Below are 15,559 nucleotides of genomic sequence, written 5' to 3'. Positions count from 1 at the left end.
CGCGACGCGGAGCACCCTCCGCCCAGGGGGATGGGCGGAGGGTGCGGTCTGTGCGGCGCGGTCCGTGCGGACGCGGGGCCCGGGTCAGGCGCGCCAGGGAAGCTCGGCGCTGATCCGGGTCGGGCCGCCCGCGGGGGAGTCGACCGCGAGGACGCCGTCCACCGAGTCCAGCCGCTCGGCCAGCCCCGCCAGGCCCGAACCGGCCGACAGATCGACGCCGCCGCGCCCGTTGTCCGTGACGTTCACCATCAGCCGGTCCTCGACCTGCCACACGTCGACCGTCGCCCGCGACGCCCCGCTGTGCTTGCTGACGTTCTGCAGCAGCTCCGACACCGTGAAGTACGCGATGCCCTCGATCGCCGGCACCGGCCGCGCCGGCAGGTCCACCGTCACCGCCACCGGCACCGTGCAGCGCGTCGCCACCGCGGACAGCGCCGGGCCCAGGCCGCGGTCGGTGAGGATCGCCGGGTGGATGCCGCGCGCCAGGTCCCGCAGCTCCTGAAGGGCGATCTTGACCTCGCCGTGCGCCTCCTCGACCATCACCGCGCCCGCCTCCGGGTCCTCCAGCAGCTTCTCCTTCGCCAGGCCCAGCTCCATCGCGAGCGCCACGAGCCGCGCCTGCGCGCCGTCGTGCAGATCGCGCTCGATACGCCGCAGGTCCGCCGACGCGGTGTCCACGACCGTCCCGCGGTCCGCCTCCAGCTCCGTGACCCGGTCGTCCAGCCGCGACGGCCCCAGCAGCCCGTGCACCAGCAGCCGGTCCACGTGCGCCATCCCACGGATCACCCACGGCGTGGCCAGCACCAGCAGAGCGCCGACCACCACGCACAGCGCGAGGTCCGCCGGGGTGTGCAGCCACCAGCCGTGCGAGCCGTTGTCGTAGATCTCCAGCCCCTGCTGGTCGGTGTAGGTCGGGAAGACCCACTGCCACAGCGGGTACGTCAGCAGGCCCCAGCCGTACGTCATGAAGGTGACCGACGCGACGAAGGTGACGATGCCCCACGGGAAGTGGAGCAGCGTGTAGACCACGTGCCGCCAGTTCACGCCGCTGCCGAGCTGGGCGCCCACCCGGGCGAGGAAGCCCTTGTCCTTGGTACGGACCGGGCCCGGCTCGTCCACCTCCAGCCACAGCAGGTTCCGCGCCCGCGCCCGCTCCATCCGCCCGATCGCCCGGCACCCCAGCAGCGACACCACGAGCAGCGGCAGTCCCACGAACGTCACCAGCAGGCCCGCGCTCACCGCGAGCATCGTGACCGTCCACACGAAGCCGACGATCCCGATCGGGAGGTTCAGCAGCGCGTACCCGAACTCGCGCCAGGTGCGCGCCTCGAACGGTGCGCGCAGGGCGAGGGGGAGGCGGTGCGGTTCCCCTTCGGGGGATGACGACTGCGGCGGCTGGCCGTACGCCATGATCGGTACCGTCCTCTCGGGGCTCATGCTCATACCTCCACCTTGGCCTTTCCGCGGCCCCCCGCCCATGCGGCGGCCCGCCCTCTCCGGGGTGGGGCTATCCCCCCCACCCGGGCCGCGCCCCGGGCAGCCGAATGCGGCGGCCTCCGCGACCGGCCCACCACCGGTGGACGGTCGCGGAGGCCGCCGCGCCGGGCAGACGGCAGCCGTCACACCGGGCGGCCCCGCCAGGGGAGTTCCGCCGTCACGACGGTGGGCCCGCCGACGGGGGAGTCGACCACGAACAGCCCGTCGACGGAGTCGAGCCGCTCCGTCAACCCGGCGAGCCCCGAGCCCCCCGCGAGATCCGCCCCGCCGTGGCCGTCGTCGCGGACCTGGATCATGAGCCGGTCGTCCGCCCGCCACACGTCCACCGAAGCGCGCGCGGCGCCGCTGTGCTTGCTGACGTTCTGCAGCAGCTCCGACACCGTGAAGTAGGCGATGCCCTCGATCGCCTCGGCGGGCCGCGCCGCCAGGTCCACCGTCACCGCGACGGGCACCGTGCAGCGTCCGGCGACCGACGAGAGCGCCGCGTCGAGCCCGCGGTCGGTGAGGATCGCGGGGTGGATGCCGCGGGCGAGGTCGCGCAGCTCCTGGAGCGCGACCTTGACCTCGCCGTGCGCCTCGCCCACCATGCGCGCCGCCGCCTCGGGGTCTTCGAGCAGCTTCTCCCGGGCCAGGCCGAGGTCCATCGCGAGGGCGACGAGCCGGGCCTGCGCCCCGTCGTGCAGGTCGCGTTCGATACGCCGCAGGTCCGCCGCCGCGGTGTCGACGACGACCCCGCGGTCGGACTCCAGTTCGGCGATGCGCCGCTCCAGCTCGTCGGAGGGCTGGAGCAGCCCGCGGACGAGGGCCCGGTCGACCGAGGCCATGCCGCGGGCGAGGAAGGGCAGGATCGGCCACGCCACGAACAGCGAGGTCAGCGTCACGCAGAAGGTGAAGATGCCCCACGGCAGCCGGATCGCCAGGTAGATCGCGGTGCGCCAGGCCACCGGGTCCTTGAGTACCATCCACAGCCACTGGAGGAAGCCGAAGGTGCTGGGCCGCAGCGGGCGCGGCGATTCGACGTGCACGCCCAGCAGCGAGCGGGCGAGTGCCCGTTCGACGGAGCCCAGGAAGCGGCAGCCGACCAGCCCGAAGGCGAGCAGCGGCAGGCCGACGACCGTGACGGACAGGCCCGCGCCGATCGACAGCGTCGTCACGACGTAGACGAAGCTGATGATCCCCATGGGGAGGTTGAGCAGCAGGCTGAGGATCTCCTTCCACGTCACCGCGTCGAAGGCGAAGCGCGGCGGCGGAAGGGGGGTGTCGGCCGCGGCGGGGCGGCCGTGCGGGTCGGTGCGGCCGGCTCTGCTCGCGCCGGTCGCGGTGGGTGGCGAGGCGTTCATGACCCCAGCCTGCCGGGCGGAGGCGGTGTCGCGCCATGGGGTGGGTGGGTGGGCCGGGGTGGGGTTATCCCCAGTTCGCCGCGCCGGGCGGCGCCGCGGGCCGGGACGCGGGCCGGGACGCGGCGGGGAGCGGCGCGGAGGCCAGGGCCTAGACTCCCTCCGTATAGATCGGCTAAAGATCCCAGCGGAATGCTGGACAGCGGCGGTGGCGGCGACTGCGGTCGCGGCGGCGTCGCGGCCGATCGGTGAACGAGCGTACGAGTCAACGAGGGGCGGACGGACGTGGACTACTTCCACGGCTACGCGGTCGTCGGCCTGGTCGCGGTCGTCGGTGTGCTCTTCGTGTCCGTCGCCTTCGCGTCCGGCCGCCTGCTGCGGCCGGTCGTGCCGACGCCGGAGAAGATGCTCACGTACGAGTGCGGGGTCGATCCGGTCGGCGGCGACTGGGCCCACACCCAGGTCCGCTACTACGTCTACGCCTACCTCTACGTGATCTTCGCGGTCGACGCCATCTTCCTCTTCCCGTGGGCGACGGTCTTCGCCGCGCCCGGCTTCGGCACGGCGACGCTGGCGGAGATGTTCGTCTTCCTGGGCTTCCTGGCGGTCGGGCTGCTCTACGCGTGGAAGAAGGGCGTGCTGGAATGGACCTGACCCCGGCGGAGAGCACCCCGGCCGGAGGCGCGCACCCCGTGCCCGCGCCCGAACCCGAGCTGCTGCCCGAGCCGCGCCGGCTGGGCCCGCTCGCCCGGCTCGCACCCGAACCGCTCAAGGTGGTCCTGAACTGGGGCCGCCGCTACAGCCTGTGGGTCTTCAACTTCGGCCTGGCCTGCTGCGCGATCGAGTTCATCGCGGCCTCGATGGCCAAGCACGACTTCATCCGGCTCGGTGTCATCCCGTTCGCGCCCGGTCCCCGGCAGGCCGACCTGATGGTCGTGTCCGGCACCGTGACCGACAAGATGGCCCCGGCCGTCAAGCGGCTGTACGAGCAGATGCCCGAGCCGAAGTACGTCATCTCCTTCGGCGCCTGCTCCAACTGCGGCGGGCCCTACTGGGACTCGTACTCCGTGACCAAGGGCGTCGACCAGATCATCCCCGTGGACGTCTACGTGCCCGGCTGCCCGCCGCGGCCCGAGGCGCTGCTCCAGGGCATCCTCAAGCTCCAGGAGAAGATCGCCCGCGAGTCGACGGGCGAGCGCTACGCCGCCCCCCGCCCCTCCGCGGCCGCACTGTCCTCCGGCCTGGTCACCCCGCCGCCCGCGCCCGCCCCCGGGCAGAGCGGGGGCCCGGCGTGACGGGGTGGCTGCCGCGGGAGGCCGCGGAGATCTTCGGGCCGGACGCCGTCGCCGAGGAGGCGTACGACCTGCTCACGGTGGACGTGCCCGCGGCCGGCTGGGTCGCGGCGCTGACCGCCGCCCGCGACGAGCTGGGCTGCACCTTCTTCGACTGGCTGAGCGCGGTGGACGAGCCGGGCACCGGCTTCCTGGTGTGCGCGCACGTCGCCGCGCTGAGCGACGGACCCGGCCCCGTACGGCGGCTGCTGCTGCGCACGGCGGTCGGGCACGAGGCGCCCGCGCTCGCCAGCGCGACCGGCGTCTATGCGGGCGCGGACTGGCACGAGCGGGAGACGCACGAGATGTTCGGGGTCGCCTTCACCGGCCACCCGGGGCTCGCCCCGCTGCTGCTGCCCGAGGAGTTCGAGGGGCACCCGCTGCGCAAGGACTTCGTGCTCGCCGCCCGCGTCGCCAAGGCGTGGCCGGGCGCGAAGGAGCCGGGGGAGTCGCACGACGGCGGGCCCAGGCGGCGGCAGATGCAGCCGCCGGGCGTGCCGGACCCGAACGAGTGGGGCCCGCTCAAGGGCCAGTTGCCCGACGCCCCGGCGCGCCCGGCCCGCACCGCCCGCACCCCGCGCACCGGAGCGGCGGGACCCGGCGGTACGGGTGCGGGCACCGGGGCGGGTACTACGGGCGCGGCCGAGCGTCCGCCGCGGCGCAACCGCAGTGCGAGCGACGGTTCCGCGAGCCAGACCCGCCCGCAGCCCCCGGCCGCCCCCGCGTCCCCGGCCACACCCGCGGCCCCGACCCCGGACGCCCCCTGGCAGCGCCCCGCCCGCCCGGAACGCCCGGCCCGCCCGGCTCCGGAAAAGCCCGAAGCCGCCCCGGAGAAGCCCGGGCCCGGCCCGGGTGAACCGCCCGCCGGACCGGCATCCGCCCCGAACGAACGACCCGCCCCGAACGAGCCGCCCGCCGAAGGAGGCGACAGCGCATGAGCGACCCGCTCGACGTCGTCCTGCGGCTCGTCGCCGTCCTCGTCGTCTTCCTGGTCTTCCCGCTGCTGGTCGGGCAGACCGAGCACAAGGTCATGGCGCACATGCAGGGCCGGCTCGGTCCGATGTACGCGGGCGGCTTCCACGGCTGGGCGCAGCTCGTCGCGGACGGCGTGAAGTTCGCCCAGAAGGAGGACATCGTCCCGGCCGATGCCGACCGCCGGGTCTTCCAGCTCGCGCCCGCGGTCGCGCTGCTGCCCTACCTGCTGGTCCTGATCGCCATCCCGGTGGGCCCGGACGGCTTCGTCGGCGAGGCCGTGGACGCCGGGCTGATCTTCGTCCTGGCCGTCATGGGCGTCGGCGTGCTCGGCTCGCTCATGGCGGGCTGGGCGTCGGCCAACAAGTTCTCGCTGCTCGGCGGCCTGCGCACGGCGGCCCAGCTGCTGGCGTACGAGCTGCCGATGCTGCTGGCCGCGGCCTCCGTGGCGATGGCGGCCGGCACCCTGTCGCTGCCCGCGATCCTGGACGGCTACCACTGGTGGTGGACGCCCTGGCAGCTCGTCGGCGCCGTCGTCTTCTTCACCGCGGGCCTCGCCGAGCTGCAGCGCCCGCCGTTCGACATGCCGGTCGCGGACTCCGAGATCATCTTCGGCGCCTACACCGAGTACACCGGGCTGCGCTTCGCGCTGTTCCTGCTCGCCGAGTACGCCGGGATCGTGGTGCTGTGCGCCCTGACCACGGTGCTCTTCCTCGGCGGCTGGCACGGGCCGGGCCCGGACGGCATCGGCTGGCTGTGGACGCTGCTCAAGACCGCGCTGCTGTCCTTCGTCGTCATCTGGCTGCGGGTGAGCTACCCGCGGCTGCGCGAGGACCAGCTGCAGAAGCTCGCGTGGACCGTGCTCATCCCGCTGGCCCTCGCCCAGATCGCCCTCACCGGCGTCGTGAAGGTGGTGACCGCGTAAGCCATGGCGCCCGCGTCCCGTATCCCCGGATCCGGCCTCGCCAAGGGCCTGGCCGTCACCCTGCGCACCCTGACCCGGCGCACCGTCACCGACCAGTACCCCGACGCGCTGCCCGACCTGCCGCCGCGCAGCCGCGGTGTCATCGCGCTGTTCGAGGAGAACTGCACGGTGTGCATGCTGTGCGCGCGCGAGTGCCCGGACTGGTGCATCTACATCGACTCGCACAAGGAGACCGCCCCGCCCGCGGCCCCCGGCGGGCGCGAGCGCAGCCGGAACGTCCTGGACCGTTTCGCGATCGACTTCTCTCTGTGCATGTACTGCGGTATCTGTATCGAGGTGTGCCCCTTCGACGCGCTGTTCTGGTCACCGGAGTTCGAGTACGCGGAAACCGACATCCGGGACCTCACCCACGAACGCGACAAGCTGCGCGCGTGGATGTGGACGGTGCCCGAGCCGCCCGCGCTCGACCCGGCCGCCGAGGAGCCCAAGGAGATCGCCGCCGCCCGCAAGGCCGCGGACAAGGCCGCGGCGGCGCGTGACGCCGCCGGCCCCGGCGACGGCACCGCCCCCGGAGGCGGCACCGCGTGAACCACTCGTACCCCTCCTTCGCGGTCGCCGCCTCCCACCCCGGCTTCCTCTCCCCGACCGGCGTCGAGATCACCTTCGTCCTGGTCGGCCTGGCCACCCTGGGCGCGGCCGTGCTGACCGTCACCACCCGGCAGCTCGTGCACGCCGCGCTGTGGCTGGTCGTCGCGCTCGGCGGCACGGCCGTCGAGTACCTGCTGCTCACCGCGGAGTTCATCGCCTGGGTGCAGGTCCTCATCTACGTCGGCTCCGTCGTCGTCCTGCTGCTCTTCGGCCTGATGCTCACCAAGGCGCCGATCGGCCGCTCGCCCGACGCCGACTCCGAGAACCGGCTCGTCGCCCTCGGCGTCGCGCTCGCCTCCGCCGCCACCCTGGTGTGGGTCGTGCTGGACGGCTTCCGCAGCAGCTGGATCACCCCGCACACCCAGCAGGGCACGGACAGCGAGGGCGAGCCCGTCACCGTCACGGTCACCAAGGGCTCCACCCGCCTGACCGGCGAGAGCCTCTTCCGCTCCTGGGTGCTGCCCTTCGAGGCGCTGTCGGTGCTGCTGCTGGCCGCGCTGGTCGGCGCGATCGTGCTCTCCCGCCGCGGCAGGACCGACCCGCCCGCCCGCGAGGCCGCGCCCCAGCCCGAGGAGCAGCGCTGATGCACGTCGCCTACCCCGCCGTCCTCGCCGTCCTCCTCTTCTGCGTCGGCCTGTACGGGGTGCTCGCCCGGCGCAACGCGATCCTCGTCCTGATGTCCGTCGAGCTCATGCTCAACGCCGTCAACCTCAACCTCGTCGCCTTCGACGCCTGGCTCGGCGACACCCTGCACTCCGGCCAGGCGCTCACCCTCTTCACCATCACCATCGCCGCCGCCGAGATCGGCCTGGGCCTGGCCATCGTGCTGCTGGTCTTCCGGCACCGCGGCAGCTCCGACATCGACCGGCTCACCGCCCTCGCCGAACCCCCGCTGCACGGCGGGCCCGGCGCCGGACCCCAGCCGTCGGACACGTCGCCCGCGGGGGCCACCGCCGGCGACGGGAAGGCAGAGGCCACCGCGTGACCCTGACCGCCACCGCCGCGCTCGTCCCCCTGCTGCCCTTCCTGGGCGCGGCCGCCGGACTGCTGCTCGGCCGGCGTGCGCCCGGCTTCGTCCGGCCGCTCGCCGTGCTGCCCACCGCGGCCGCCTTCGTGCTCGCCGCGGTCACCGCCGCCCGGCAGGGCACCGGCGCGCCCACCGACGCCGCCCACCGGCTGACCGTCACCGGCTCCGTGCCGATCGACCTCGCCCTGCACCTGGACGGCTTCTCGGTGCTGGTCGCCGTCCTCGTCGGCCTGGTCGCCACCTGCGTGCAGCTGTACTCCGTCGCCTACCTGCGGCACGACGCGCGCTACCCGTCGTACGCGGCGCTCGTCTCCCTCTTCACCTCCGCGATGCTGCTCGTCGTCTACACCGGCGACCTGATGGTGCTGCTCGTCGGCTGGGAGGTCATGGGCATCTGCTCCTACTTCCTGGTCGGGCACTACTGGGAGACCGAGGCCGCGCGCGCCGCCTCGATCAAGGCCTTCCTCGTCACCAAGCTCGGCGACGTCCCCTTCCTCATCGGGGTGTTCGCGCTCGCCGCCGACGCGCACACCTTCCGGATCACCGGCATCCTCGACGCGACCGCGCACGGGCAGCTGCACCACCCGACGGTGATCGCGCTGCTGCTCCTCGCCGGGGTCGCCGGCAAGTCCGCGCAGTTCCCGCTGCACACCTGGCTGCCCGACGCGATGGCCGGCCCGACCCCCGTCTCGGCGCTCATCCACGCCGCCACGATGGTCGCCGCGGGCATCTACCTGGTGGCCCGGCTGCTGCCGGTCTTCACCGCGTCCGCCGCCGCGCTCGCCGTCCTCGCCGTGATGGCCGCCGTGACGATGGCCGGGTCCGCGCTCGCCGCCCTCGCGCAGGACGACATCAAGCGCGTGCTCGCCTACTCCACGATCGGCCAGCTCGGCTACATGGCCGGCGCGCTGGCCGTCGGCGACCGGGACGCCGCCGTCTTCCACCTCCTGTCGCACGGCGCCTTCAAGGCGCTGCTCTTCCTGGGCGCGGGCGTCGTCATCCACGCCGCCGGCACCAACTCGCTCACCGCCATGTCCCGCATGGGCCACCTGAGCAAGCGCGTGCCCGACGCGATGTGGACGATGGGCCTGGCACTGGCCGCGCTCGCCGCCCTGCCGCCGCTGTCCGGCTTCTTCTCCAAGGAGTCCGTGCTGCGCGCGGCCGAGCACGCCGCCTCCGGCGACACCGCGCACGTCCCCGCCGCGGTCGGCTGGACCGTGCTCGTCGCCGGGCTGCTGACCGCCCTGCTCACCGCCGCGTACGCCACCCGCCTGTTCCTGCTGGCCTTCCGCGGCAGCGGCCCCGACGCCCCCGACCACGGCCGCCCGCCCGCCGTCATGACCGGCGTGCTGTGGGTGCTGGCCGTCCCCACCGTCGCCTTCGGCGGCCTGGCCTACCGCGAGCTGCCCGACTGGTTCGGCGGCGCCCCGCTCGGCCCGACCCTGCTCACCTCCCTCCTCGGCACCCTCCTGGCCCTCGCCGGAGTCGCCGTCACCTACGCCGTCTGGTCCCGCGCGGCCGCCACCCGCCGGGCCGTACCCGCCGGGGCCGTCGTCACCGCCGACCCCGGCGAGGAACCCGCGCTCGTCGAGGCCGAGGCCATCGCGACGCACAAGGAGATCTACGGCGACATCGCCGCCGCCGACGACCCCGCCGACCCCGGCCGCACCCTGCTCGGCCCGCTGCACCCGCTCGCCGCGCACGGCTTCCGCCTGGACTCCGTCTACAGCGCGCTCTTCGTCCGTCCCGTCCTGGCCGCCGCCTCGCTCGTCCGCTTCCTCGACCGGCAGGTCGTCGAGACCTACGTCCGCGGTGCGGGCGGCGCCCCGGGGCTGCTCGGCGCGGCCGTCCGCAAGGCCCAGAGCGGGAACGTCCAGACCTACCTCAGCGCGCTGCTGGCCGGTGCCGTGGTGCTCGCCGTCCTCGTCGCCGTCGGAGGCTGAGAGAAACCCGTGAACGACACCGCTCTGCAGTACGTCCTCGTCGCGCTCGTGGCTCTGCCGCTGCTCGGCGCGGCCGGCGCCCTGCTCCCGCCGCCCCCCGGTCTGAAGGGCCGCAGCCCCGACCAGGCCGTGCTGCGGCACGGTGTGACCGTCACCGGCGCCGTCCTGATCCTCGCGATCGTCCTCGCGGCCGGCTTCGACCACGACCACCCCGCGAAGACGCAGGCGAGCACGGACGTCAGCTGGATCCCCGCGCTGCGGATCCACTTCCACCTCGGTGTCGACGGCATCTCGCTCCCCCTCCTCGTGCTGACCGCGCTGCTGACCTTCCTGTGCGCGCTCTACTCGTACTTCCACCTGCCGGCCGGCGGCTCGGCGAAATCCTTCGTCGCCCTGCTGCTCCTGCTGGAGACGGGCACGCTGGCCACCTTCGCCGTCCTCGACCTGATGCTGTTCTTCCTGGCCTTCGAGACGGTCCTCATCCCGATGTACTTCCTGATCGCCCGCTGGGGGGGCGGCGACCGGGAACGCTCGGCCCTGCGCTTCATCGTCTACACACTCCTCGGCTCCGTGATCATGCTGCTCGGCCTGCTCCTCATCGGGATCAAAGCGGGCACTTTCGACATGGTGGCACTCGCCACTGACAACGGGTCACACCTCGGTCACTCCACGCAGCTCATCGCCGTTCTCGCCATCGGCACCGGCCTGGCGATCAAGGCCCCGATGTGGCCCCTGCACAGCTGGCTCCCGGACGCCCACACCGCCGCCCCCACCGTCGGATCGGTGCTGCTCGCGGGCGTGCTGCTCAAGATGGGCACGTACGGCCTGGTCCGCATCGTGCTGCCCGACACGCCGGGCGGCATACAGACGTTCGCCCCCTACCTGGCCGCCTTCGCGGTCGTCGGCATCGTCTACGGCTCGCTCGCCTGCCTCCAGCTCGCTCGGCAGGGCAACGGTGGCGACCTCAAGCGCCTGATCGCCTACTCCTCCGTCGGCCACATGGGCTTCGTGCTCCTCGGCATCGCCTCCCTCAACCCCACCGGCGTCAACGGCGCGCTCTTCGCCAACATCGCCCACGGCCTCATCACCGGCCTGCTCTTCTTCCTCGTCGGCGCCGTCAAGGACCGCTACGGCTCCTCCGACCTCGACGAACTCGCCGGCCGCACCGGCGCCGCCCTCTACGGCCGCGCCCCGCGCCTGGGCGGCCTGCTCGCCTTCGCCGCCGTCGCCTCGCTCGGCCTGCCGGGCCTGGCCGGGTTCTGGGGCGAGATGCTCGCGATGTTCGGCTCCTTCAAACCCGCCGCCGAACTGAGCCGCCCCGCGTACCTGGTCTTCACCGCGGTCGCCGCCTTCGGCACCCTGCTCACCGCCGGCTACCTGCTCACGGTCGTGCGCCGGGTCTGCATGGGCGACAAGGAGACCACCGAGCTGCGCCCCGCCCTCGCCGACGTCCGCGGCTACGAGTTCGCCGCCTGGACGCCGCTGGCCGCCCTCACCGTGCTGGCCGGGCTGTGGCCCGCGGCCCTCCTCGGGCTCACCGACCCGGCCGTACGCTCCCTGCTCGGAGGCCACTGATGGCACTCGCCCACGCCGCCGTCCACGCCCAGGCCGCCGCAACCCACGTCGCGGGTACAGCCCACGTCCCGGCCCCCACCCACGTCCCGGATTCCGCCCTCACGCAGGCAGCCGCCTTCGCACAGCACGTCGACTGGTCCCCGCTCGGCCCCGTCCTCGTCCCCGCCGCGCTCGCCGTCGCCGTCCTGGTCGCCGACCTCTTCCTGCCGCCCGCCCGCAAGGTGCTGCTCGGCTGGATCACCGCGGCCGGGCTGCTCGCCGCCGCGCTCACCCTCATCCCGCTGCGCGGCGGCCCGAGCGCGACCTTCTGCCAGACGCGCAGCCAGAGCCCCCACACCGCCGACTGCTCCTACGTCACCGACCACTTCACCCTGGCGATCCAGGCCCTGGTGCTGGGCGGCGCCCTGCTCACCACACTGCTGTCGATCAGCACCCTCGACGAGATGCCCGCGGGCGAGTACTGGTTCCTGCTGCTGTCGTCCGTCACCGGCGCCGCGCTGCTGCCCGCCTCCCGCGACCTGGCCACGCTGATCGTCGCCCTGGAGGTGACGACGCTGCCCGCCTTCGCGCTCGTCGGCCTGCGCCGCGACGACAAGCACTCCGGCGAGGCCGCGCTCAAGTTCTTCCTGACCTCGGTCACGGCGACCGCGGTCGCGCTGCTCGGCGTCAGCTTCGTCTACGGCGCCTCCGGGACCCTCTACCTGACGCAGATCGGCTCCGCGCTGCCGCTCACCGACGCCGGCCCGCTCTCCACCGTCGCCCACGTAGGGATGGCCCTCACCATCGTGGGCTTCGCCTTCAAGCTCGCCGTCGCGCCCTTCCACTTCTGGGTGCCCGACACCTACGCGGGCGCTCCGCTGCCGATCGCCGCCTATCTGTCGGTCGTCGGCAAGGCCGCCGGTTTCTCCGGGCTGATCCTGCTCGTCGTCGTCGCCTTCCGCCCGTACGCGCACACGTGGGGCCCGGCGATCGCGGTCCTGGCCGCGCTCACCATGACCGTCGGCAACGTCGGCGCCCTGCGGCAGCGCCCCGACGTCCCCCGCGGCGCCGTACGCCTGCTGGCCTGGTCGTCGATCGGGCAGGCCGGATACCTGCTGGTGCCGATGGCCGCGGCCGCCTCCACCGACGAGCCCGCGCACGAGATCGGCACCACGGTCGCGTACGCGCTCATGTACGCGGTGGTCAACCTCGGCGCCTTCGCCGTCGTCGCCCTCGTCGAGCGCACCGCGCCGCTCAGCCGCCTCACCGACTACCGCGCCCTGCACGCCCGCCGCCCCGCGGCCGCCCTGGCGCTCGCCTTCTTCCTGCTGTGCCTGGCCGGGCTGCCGCCCGGCGTGATCGGGCTGTTCGCGAAGGTCGCGGTCTTCTCCACCGCGGTCGGGACGCAGCACGGCTGGCTGGCGGTGGTCATGGCCGTCAACGTCGTCATCGCGCTCGTCTACTACCTGCGCTGGACGGCCCTGCTCTTCGCCCGCGCCCCCGAGCCCGCACCCGCGGCCGCGGGGGAGACCGTCGTTGAGGCCGCCGTGGCGCGTACGCCCTTCGCGCTCGGCGCGGCCGTCGCGCTCACCGCCGCCGCGGGCCTGGCGCTGTCCGGCGCCCCGCAGCTCGTCCTGCGCTTCGCGCAGGGCAGCCTGCTCTGAGCCGCCCCTTCGCCCTGCCGGCGGCCACCGCGCGCGTGTGCCGGAACGCACAAGGGAACTAGCTCCCGCCGGGTGGCGTTGAGCAGGGCAGGAGGTTTTCCTTAGGGGGAGGTCCCCCGGGGCACACACCGCAGAATGTGGAGGGCGCACGTGCACCGCCGGCACAACGGGTTGAAGACCGCCGTACTCCTCGGTGGCCTGTCCGCACTCATCCTGGTCATCGGCAGCTTCTTCGGCCGCACCGGGCTCATCGTGGCGCTCGTCATCGCCCTGGGTACGAACGCGTACGCGTACTGGAACAGCGACAAGCTGGCGCTGCGCGCGATGCGCGCCCGGCCGGTCAGCGAGATCGAGGCGCCCGCGCTCTACCGGATCGTGCGCGAGCTGTCGACGGCGGCCCGGCAGCCCATGCCGCGCCTCTACATCTCGCCGACGGAGGCGCCCAACGCGTTCGCCACCGGCCGCAACCCGCGAAACGCCGCGGTGTGCTGCACCGACGGCATCATGCGCATCCTCGACGAGCGCGAGCTGCGCGGGGTCATCGGCCACGAGCTGAGCCACGTCTACAACCGCGACATCCTCATCTCGTCGATCGCCGGCGCGCTCGCCTCCGTGGTGATGTTCCTGGTCAACTTCGCGTGGCTGATCCCGGTCGGCCGCTCGGACGACGACGACGGCCCCGGCATCCTCGGCATGCTGCTGATGATGATCCTCGGCCCGCTCGCCGCGTCCCTCATCCAGCTCGCCGTCTCCCGCTCCCGGGAGTACGAGGCCGACGCGTCCGGCGCCCGCCTCACCGGCGACCCGCTCGCGCTCGCCTCGGCGCTGCGCAAGCTGGACGCGGGCACCAAGCAGCTGCCGCTGCCGCCCGAGCCCCGGCTGGAGACGGCGAGTCACATGATGATCGCCAACCCCTTCCGGCCCGGCGACGCGTCGAAGCTCTTCTCCACCCACCCGCCCATGGCCGAGCGCATCTCCCGCCTGGAGGAGATGGCCGGCCGCCGCTGAGCCCTTCAGTCCGGGCCCGGGGCCCGCATACGGGCCCGGGTCCGGGCGCTCAGCGCGGGTACGCGAAGGCGCCTTCGTCCGACGGCACGATCTCGCGGCCCAGCGGCATCAGCGAGACGGGGATGAGCTTCAGGTTCGCCCAGCCGAACGGGATGCCGACGATCGACACGAAGAGCGGGATGCTGGTGAGCAGGTGCCCCAGCGCCAGCCACCAGCCCGCGAAGACCAGCCAGACCACGTTCCCCACGCAGGACGGCGCCCCGGCGTCCGGCCGCTCCACCGTCGTCCGCCCGAAGGGCCACAGCACATATCCCGCTATCCGCAGCGAGGCGATGCCGAACGGGATCGTCACGATGAGGACGAAGCAGATCAGCGCCGCCAGGACGTAGGCCAGCGCCATCCACAGCCCGCAGAAGACCAGCCAGATCACGTTGAGTACGAGTCGCAACACACTCATGGCCTGCACCTTTCCAGGTCCGAACGGCTCCATGCGCCCACTGCGTCCAGTATCGGGCCGCGCACTGACAGAGGGAAACGGAAGCGGCCCGATACGGTGCGGTCCGTGACGGCAGGGATGGCCGGTTCCCGACGGTCGCGCGGGGCTGCGCGGGCGGCGCGCGGCGGCGCCCGCGACTTCCAGGTCCTGGACACCATCGGCGAGCCCGGTGCCGCCCACTCCCAGCAGGATCTCGGCGACCGGCTCGGCATCAACCGCACCACCATGGTCAAGCTCATCGACCGCTTCGAGGCCGCAGGACAGGTCATACGCACCCGCAACCCCGACGACCGCCGCTCCTACGTCCTGGGCCTCACCGGCGAGGGCCACCGCGCGCTGCGCGCCGCCCGCGAGGTCGTGGAGGCCGCGGAGGCGGAGCTGGGCGCGACGCTGGGAGCCGACGGGCGGGCGGAGCCGGCCCGGCTGCTGACGGCCCTCGTCGAGGGGCACGACCCGGCGGCGTAAACCGTTGCGTGCGGTGCCGTGCGGTGCGGGGCGGTGCGGTGCGGTGCGGGGCGCGCGGCGCGGTCGGTGCGGGGCGCGCGGCGCGGTCGGTGCGGGGCGCGCGGCGCGGGGCCTGCGGTCGAACCGCGCGCGGCCCGGCGCCGTACGATCGCCGCAGACGCCAACGCGGCCGAGAAGTCGAGGAGATGGCCATGGGCACCCTGCAGGTCGGCGACAAGGCACCGGACTTCACGCTTCCCGATCAGGCGGGGAAGCAGGTGACGCTCAGCGGCATCCTGGGCGAGAAGGTCGTGGTGCTGTACTTCTACCCCAAGGACAACACGCGCGGCTGCACCGCCGAGGCGTGCAGCTTCCGCGACAGCTACGAGAGCTTCGTCGCCTCGGGCGCCGAGGTGGTCGGCGTCAGTTCGGACTCCGTCGCCACCCACGAGGGCTTCGCCGGGCGCCACGAGCTGCCGTTCGTCCTGCTGTCCGACCGCGGCCGCGAGGTGCGCAAGCTGTACGGCGCCTCGGCGCTCGGCCTGCTGCCGGGCCGGATCACCTTCGTCATCGACAAGGAGGGCGTCATCCGGCACACGTTCTCGTCGATGACGAACATCGGCGGGCACATCGACGACGCGCTGAAGGTTGTCCGCGAGCTCCAGGCGCGGTAGCGGCGGCCCCACAGCCGCGGAGGGCGGGCGGCGGCGCGG

The 15,559-nt window shown here is 73.5% G+C and carries 16 protein-coding genes; 13 read left to right on the top strand and 3 right to left on the bottom strand.

Translation table 11 applies throughout. The features are described from left to right. Nucleotides 1-84 precede the first annotated feature (84 nt). Entirely contained in the window at nucleotides 85-1,437 is a 1,353-nt protein-coding gene (locus ACH4PY_RS22585; protein WP_398185864.1) for a sensor histidine kinase, read from the bottom strand. Between the two features lie 182 nt (nucleotides 1,438-1,619). Further along, on the bottom strand, nucleotides 1,620-2,837 hold the full coding sequence (locus tag ACH4PY_RS22580; RefSeq protein WP_398185594.1) for a sensor histidine kinase: 1,218 nt from the start codon (nucleotides 2,835-2,837) through the stop codon (nucleotides 1,620-1,622). A 282-nt stretch (nucleotides 2,838-3,119) separates the two neighbouring features. On the opposite strand from ACH4PY_RS22580, the gene ACH4PY_RS22575 reads away from it, so the two are divergent. From ACH4PY_RS22575 to htpX, 11 genes are all read left to right on the top strand, one after another. Beyond that, nucleotides 3,120-3,488, top strand: coding sequence for an NADH-quinone oxidoreductase subunit A (locus tag ACH4PY_RS22575; protein ID WP_398185592.1), 369 nt, complete (start codon nucleotides 3,120-3,122; stop codon nucleotides 3,486-3,488). Next, entirely contained in the window at nucleotides 3,479-4,129 is a 651-nt protein-coding gene (locus ACH4PY_RS22570; RefSeq protein WP_398185589.1) for an NADH-quinone oxidoreductase subunit B, read from the top strand. The genes ACH4PY_RS22575 and ACH4PY_RS22570 overlap by 10 nt, the downstream gene beginning before the upstream one ends. Next, nucleotides 4,126-5,103 (top strand): NADH-quinone oxidoreductase subunit C, encoded by a 978-nt coding sequence (locus tag ACH4PY_RS22565; protein WP_398185586.1) that lies wholly within the window; start codon nucleotides 4,126-4,128, stop codon nucleotides 5,101-5,103. Before ACH4PY_RS22570 ends, ACH4PY_RS22565 begins: the two co-directional genes overlap by 4 nt. Then, on the top strand, nucleotides 5,100-6,062 hold the full coding sequence (locus ACH4PY_RS22560; protein ID WP_398185583.1) for an NADH-quinone oxidoreductase subunit H: 963 nt from the start codon (nucleotides 5,100-5,102) through the stop codon (nucleotides 6,060-6,062). The genes ACH4PY_RS22565 and ACH4PY_RS22560 overlap by 4 nt, the downstream gene beginning before the upstream one ends. A gap of 3 nt (nucleotides 6,063-6,065) precedes the next feature. Next, nucleotides 6,066-6,650: a NuoI/complex I 23 kDa subunit family protein gene (locus ACH4PY_RS22555; protein WP_398185580.1), complete on the top strand. Its 585-nt coding sequence runs from the start codon at nucleotides 6,066-6,068 to the stop codon at nucleotides 6,648-6,650. Further along, nucleotides 6,647-7,294, top strand: a complete 648-nt coding sequence (locus ACH4PY_RS22550; RefSeq protein WP_398185577.1) for an NADH-quinone oxidoreductase subunit J — start codon at nucleotides 6,647-6,649, stop codon at nucleotides 7,292-7,294. Before ACH4PY_RS22555 ends, ACH4PY_RS22550 begins: the two co-directional genes overlap by 4 nt. After that, nucleotides 7,294-7,695 (top strand): NADH-quinone oxidoreductase subunit NuoK, encoded by a 402-nt coding sequence (gene nuoK / locus ACH4PY_RS22545; protein ID WP_398185574.1) that lies wholly within the window; start codon nucleotides 7,294-7,296, stop codon nucleotides 7,693-7,695. Before ACH4PY_RS22550 ends, nuoK begins: the two co-directional genes overlap by 1 nt. Next, on the top strand, nucleotides 7,692-9,680 hold the full coding sequence (locus ACH4PY_RS22540) for an NADH-quinone oxidoreductase subunit L (RefSeq protein ID WP_398185571.1): 1,989 nt from the start codon (nucleotides 7,692-7,694) through the stop codon (nucleotides 9,678-9,680). Before nuoK ends, ACH4PY_RS22540 begins: the two co-directional genes overlap by 4 nt. A 9-nt stretch (nucleotides 9,681-9,689) precedes the next feature. Beyond that, complete coding sequence (locus tag ACH4PY_RS22535) at nucleotides 9,690-11,255, top strand: NuoM family protein (protein WP_398185569.1); 1,566 nt, start codon at nucleotides 9,690-9,692, stop codon at nucleotides 11,253-11,255. Continuing rightward, nucleotides 11,255-12,898, top strand: a complete 1,644-nt coding sequence (locus ACH4PY_RS22530) for an NADH-quinone oxidoreductase subunit N (RefSeq protein WP_398185567.1) — start codon at nucleotides 11,255-11,257, stop codon at nucleotides 12,896-12,898. Before ACH4PY_RS22535 ends, ACH4PY_RS22530 begins: the two co-directional genes overlap by 1 nt. Before the next feature lie 150 nt (nucleotides 12,899-13,048). Next, entirely contained in the window at nucleotides 13,049-13,906 is an 858-nt protein-coding gene (gene htpX, locus ACH4PY_RS22525) for a zinc metalloprotease HtpX (RefSeq protein WP_398185564.1), read from the top strand. Nucleotides 13,907-13,955: 49 nt separating this feature from the next. Here the strand turns inward: htpX and ACH4PY_RS22520 are convergent, their stop codons facing one another. Beyond that, on the bottom strand, nucleotides 13,956-14,363 hold the full coding sequence (locus ACH4PY_RS22520; RefSeq protein ID WP_398185561.1) for a YccF domain-containing protein: 408 nt from the start codon (nucleotides 14,361-14,363) through the stop codon (nucleotides 13,956-13,958). A 105-nt stretch (nucleotides 14,364-14,468) separates the two neighbouring features. Between ACH4PY_RS22520 and ACH4PY_RS22515 the strand changes: the two genes are divergently transcribed. Both ACH4PY_RS22515 and ACH4PY_RS22510 read left to right on the top strand, forming a co-directional pair. After that, entirely contained in the window at nucleotides 14,469-14,867 is a 399-nt protein-coding gene (locus tag ACH4PY_RS22515) for a MarR family winged helix-turn-helix transcriptional regulator (protein WP_398185559.1), read from the top strand. A gap of 191 nt (nucleotides 14,868-15,058) precedes the next feature. Next, nucleotides 15,059-15,520, top strand: a complete 462-nt coding sequence (locus ACH4PY_RS22510) for a peroxiredoxin (RefSeq protein ID WP_398185556.1) — start codon at nucleotides 15,059-15,061, stop codon at nucleotides 15,518-15,520. Nucleotides 15,521-15,559 lie beyond the last annotated feature (39 nt).

This window comes from Streptomyces sp. NPDC021224 (assembly GCF_044332905.1).
Taxonomy (GTDB): Bacteria; Actinomycetota; Actinomycetes; order Streptomycetales; family Streptomycetaceae; genus Actinacidiphila.
The sequence above is the reverse complement of the archived record's forward strand: the minus strand, read 5'-3'. Positions and strand labels throughout refer to the sequence as shown.

Excerpts from the sequence above, each read along its gene's own strand:
- ACH4PY_RS22530 (WP_398185567.1), top strand. The coding sequence starts at position 11,255 with ATGGCACTCGCCCACGCCGCCGTCCACGCCCAGGCCGCCGCAACCCAC.
- nuoK (WP_398185574.1), top strand. The coding sequence starts at position 7,294 with ATGCACGTCGCCTACCCCGCCGTCCTCGCCGTCCTCCTCTTCTGCGTC.
- ACH4PY_RS22555 (WP_398185580.1), top strand. The coding sequence starts at position 6,066 with ATGGCGCCCGCGTCCCGTATCCCCGGATCCGGCCTCGCCAAGGGCCTG.
- ACH4PY_RS22580 (WP_398185594.1), bottom strand. The coding sequence starts at position 2,837 with ATGAACGCCTCGCCACCCACCGCGACCGGCGCGAGCAGAGCCGGCCGC.
- ACH4PY_RS22560 (WP_398185583.1), top strand. The coding sequence starts at position 5,100 with ATGAGCGACCCGCTCGACGTCGTCCTGCGGCTCGTCGCCGTCCTCGTC.
- ACH4PY_RS22570 (WP_398185589.1), top strand. The coding sequence starts at position 3,479 with ATGGACCTGACCCCGGCGGAGAGCACCCCGGCCGGAGGCGCGCACCCC.
- ACH4PY_RS22510 (WP_398185556.1), top strand. The coding sequence starts at position 15,059 with ATGGGCACCCTGCAGGTCGGCGACAAGGCACCGGACTTCACGCTTCCC.
- ACH4PY_RS22520 (WP_398185561.1), bottom strand. The coding sequence starts at position 14,363 with ATGAGTGTGTTGCGACTCGTACTCAACGTGATCTGGCTGGTCTTCTGC.
- ACH4PY_RS22585 (WP_398185864.1), bottom strand. The coding sequence starts at position 1,437 with ATGAGCCCCGAGAGGACGGTACCGATCATGGCGTACGGCCAGCCGCCG.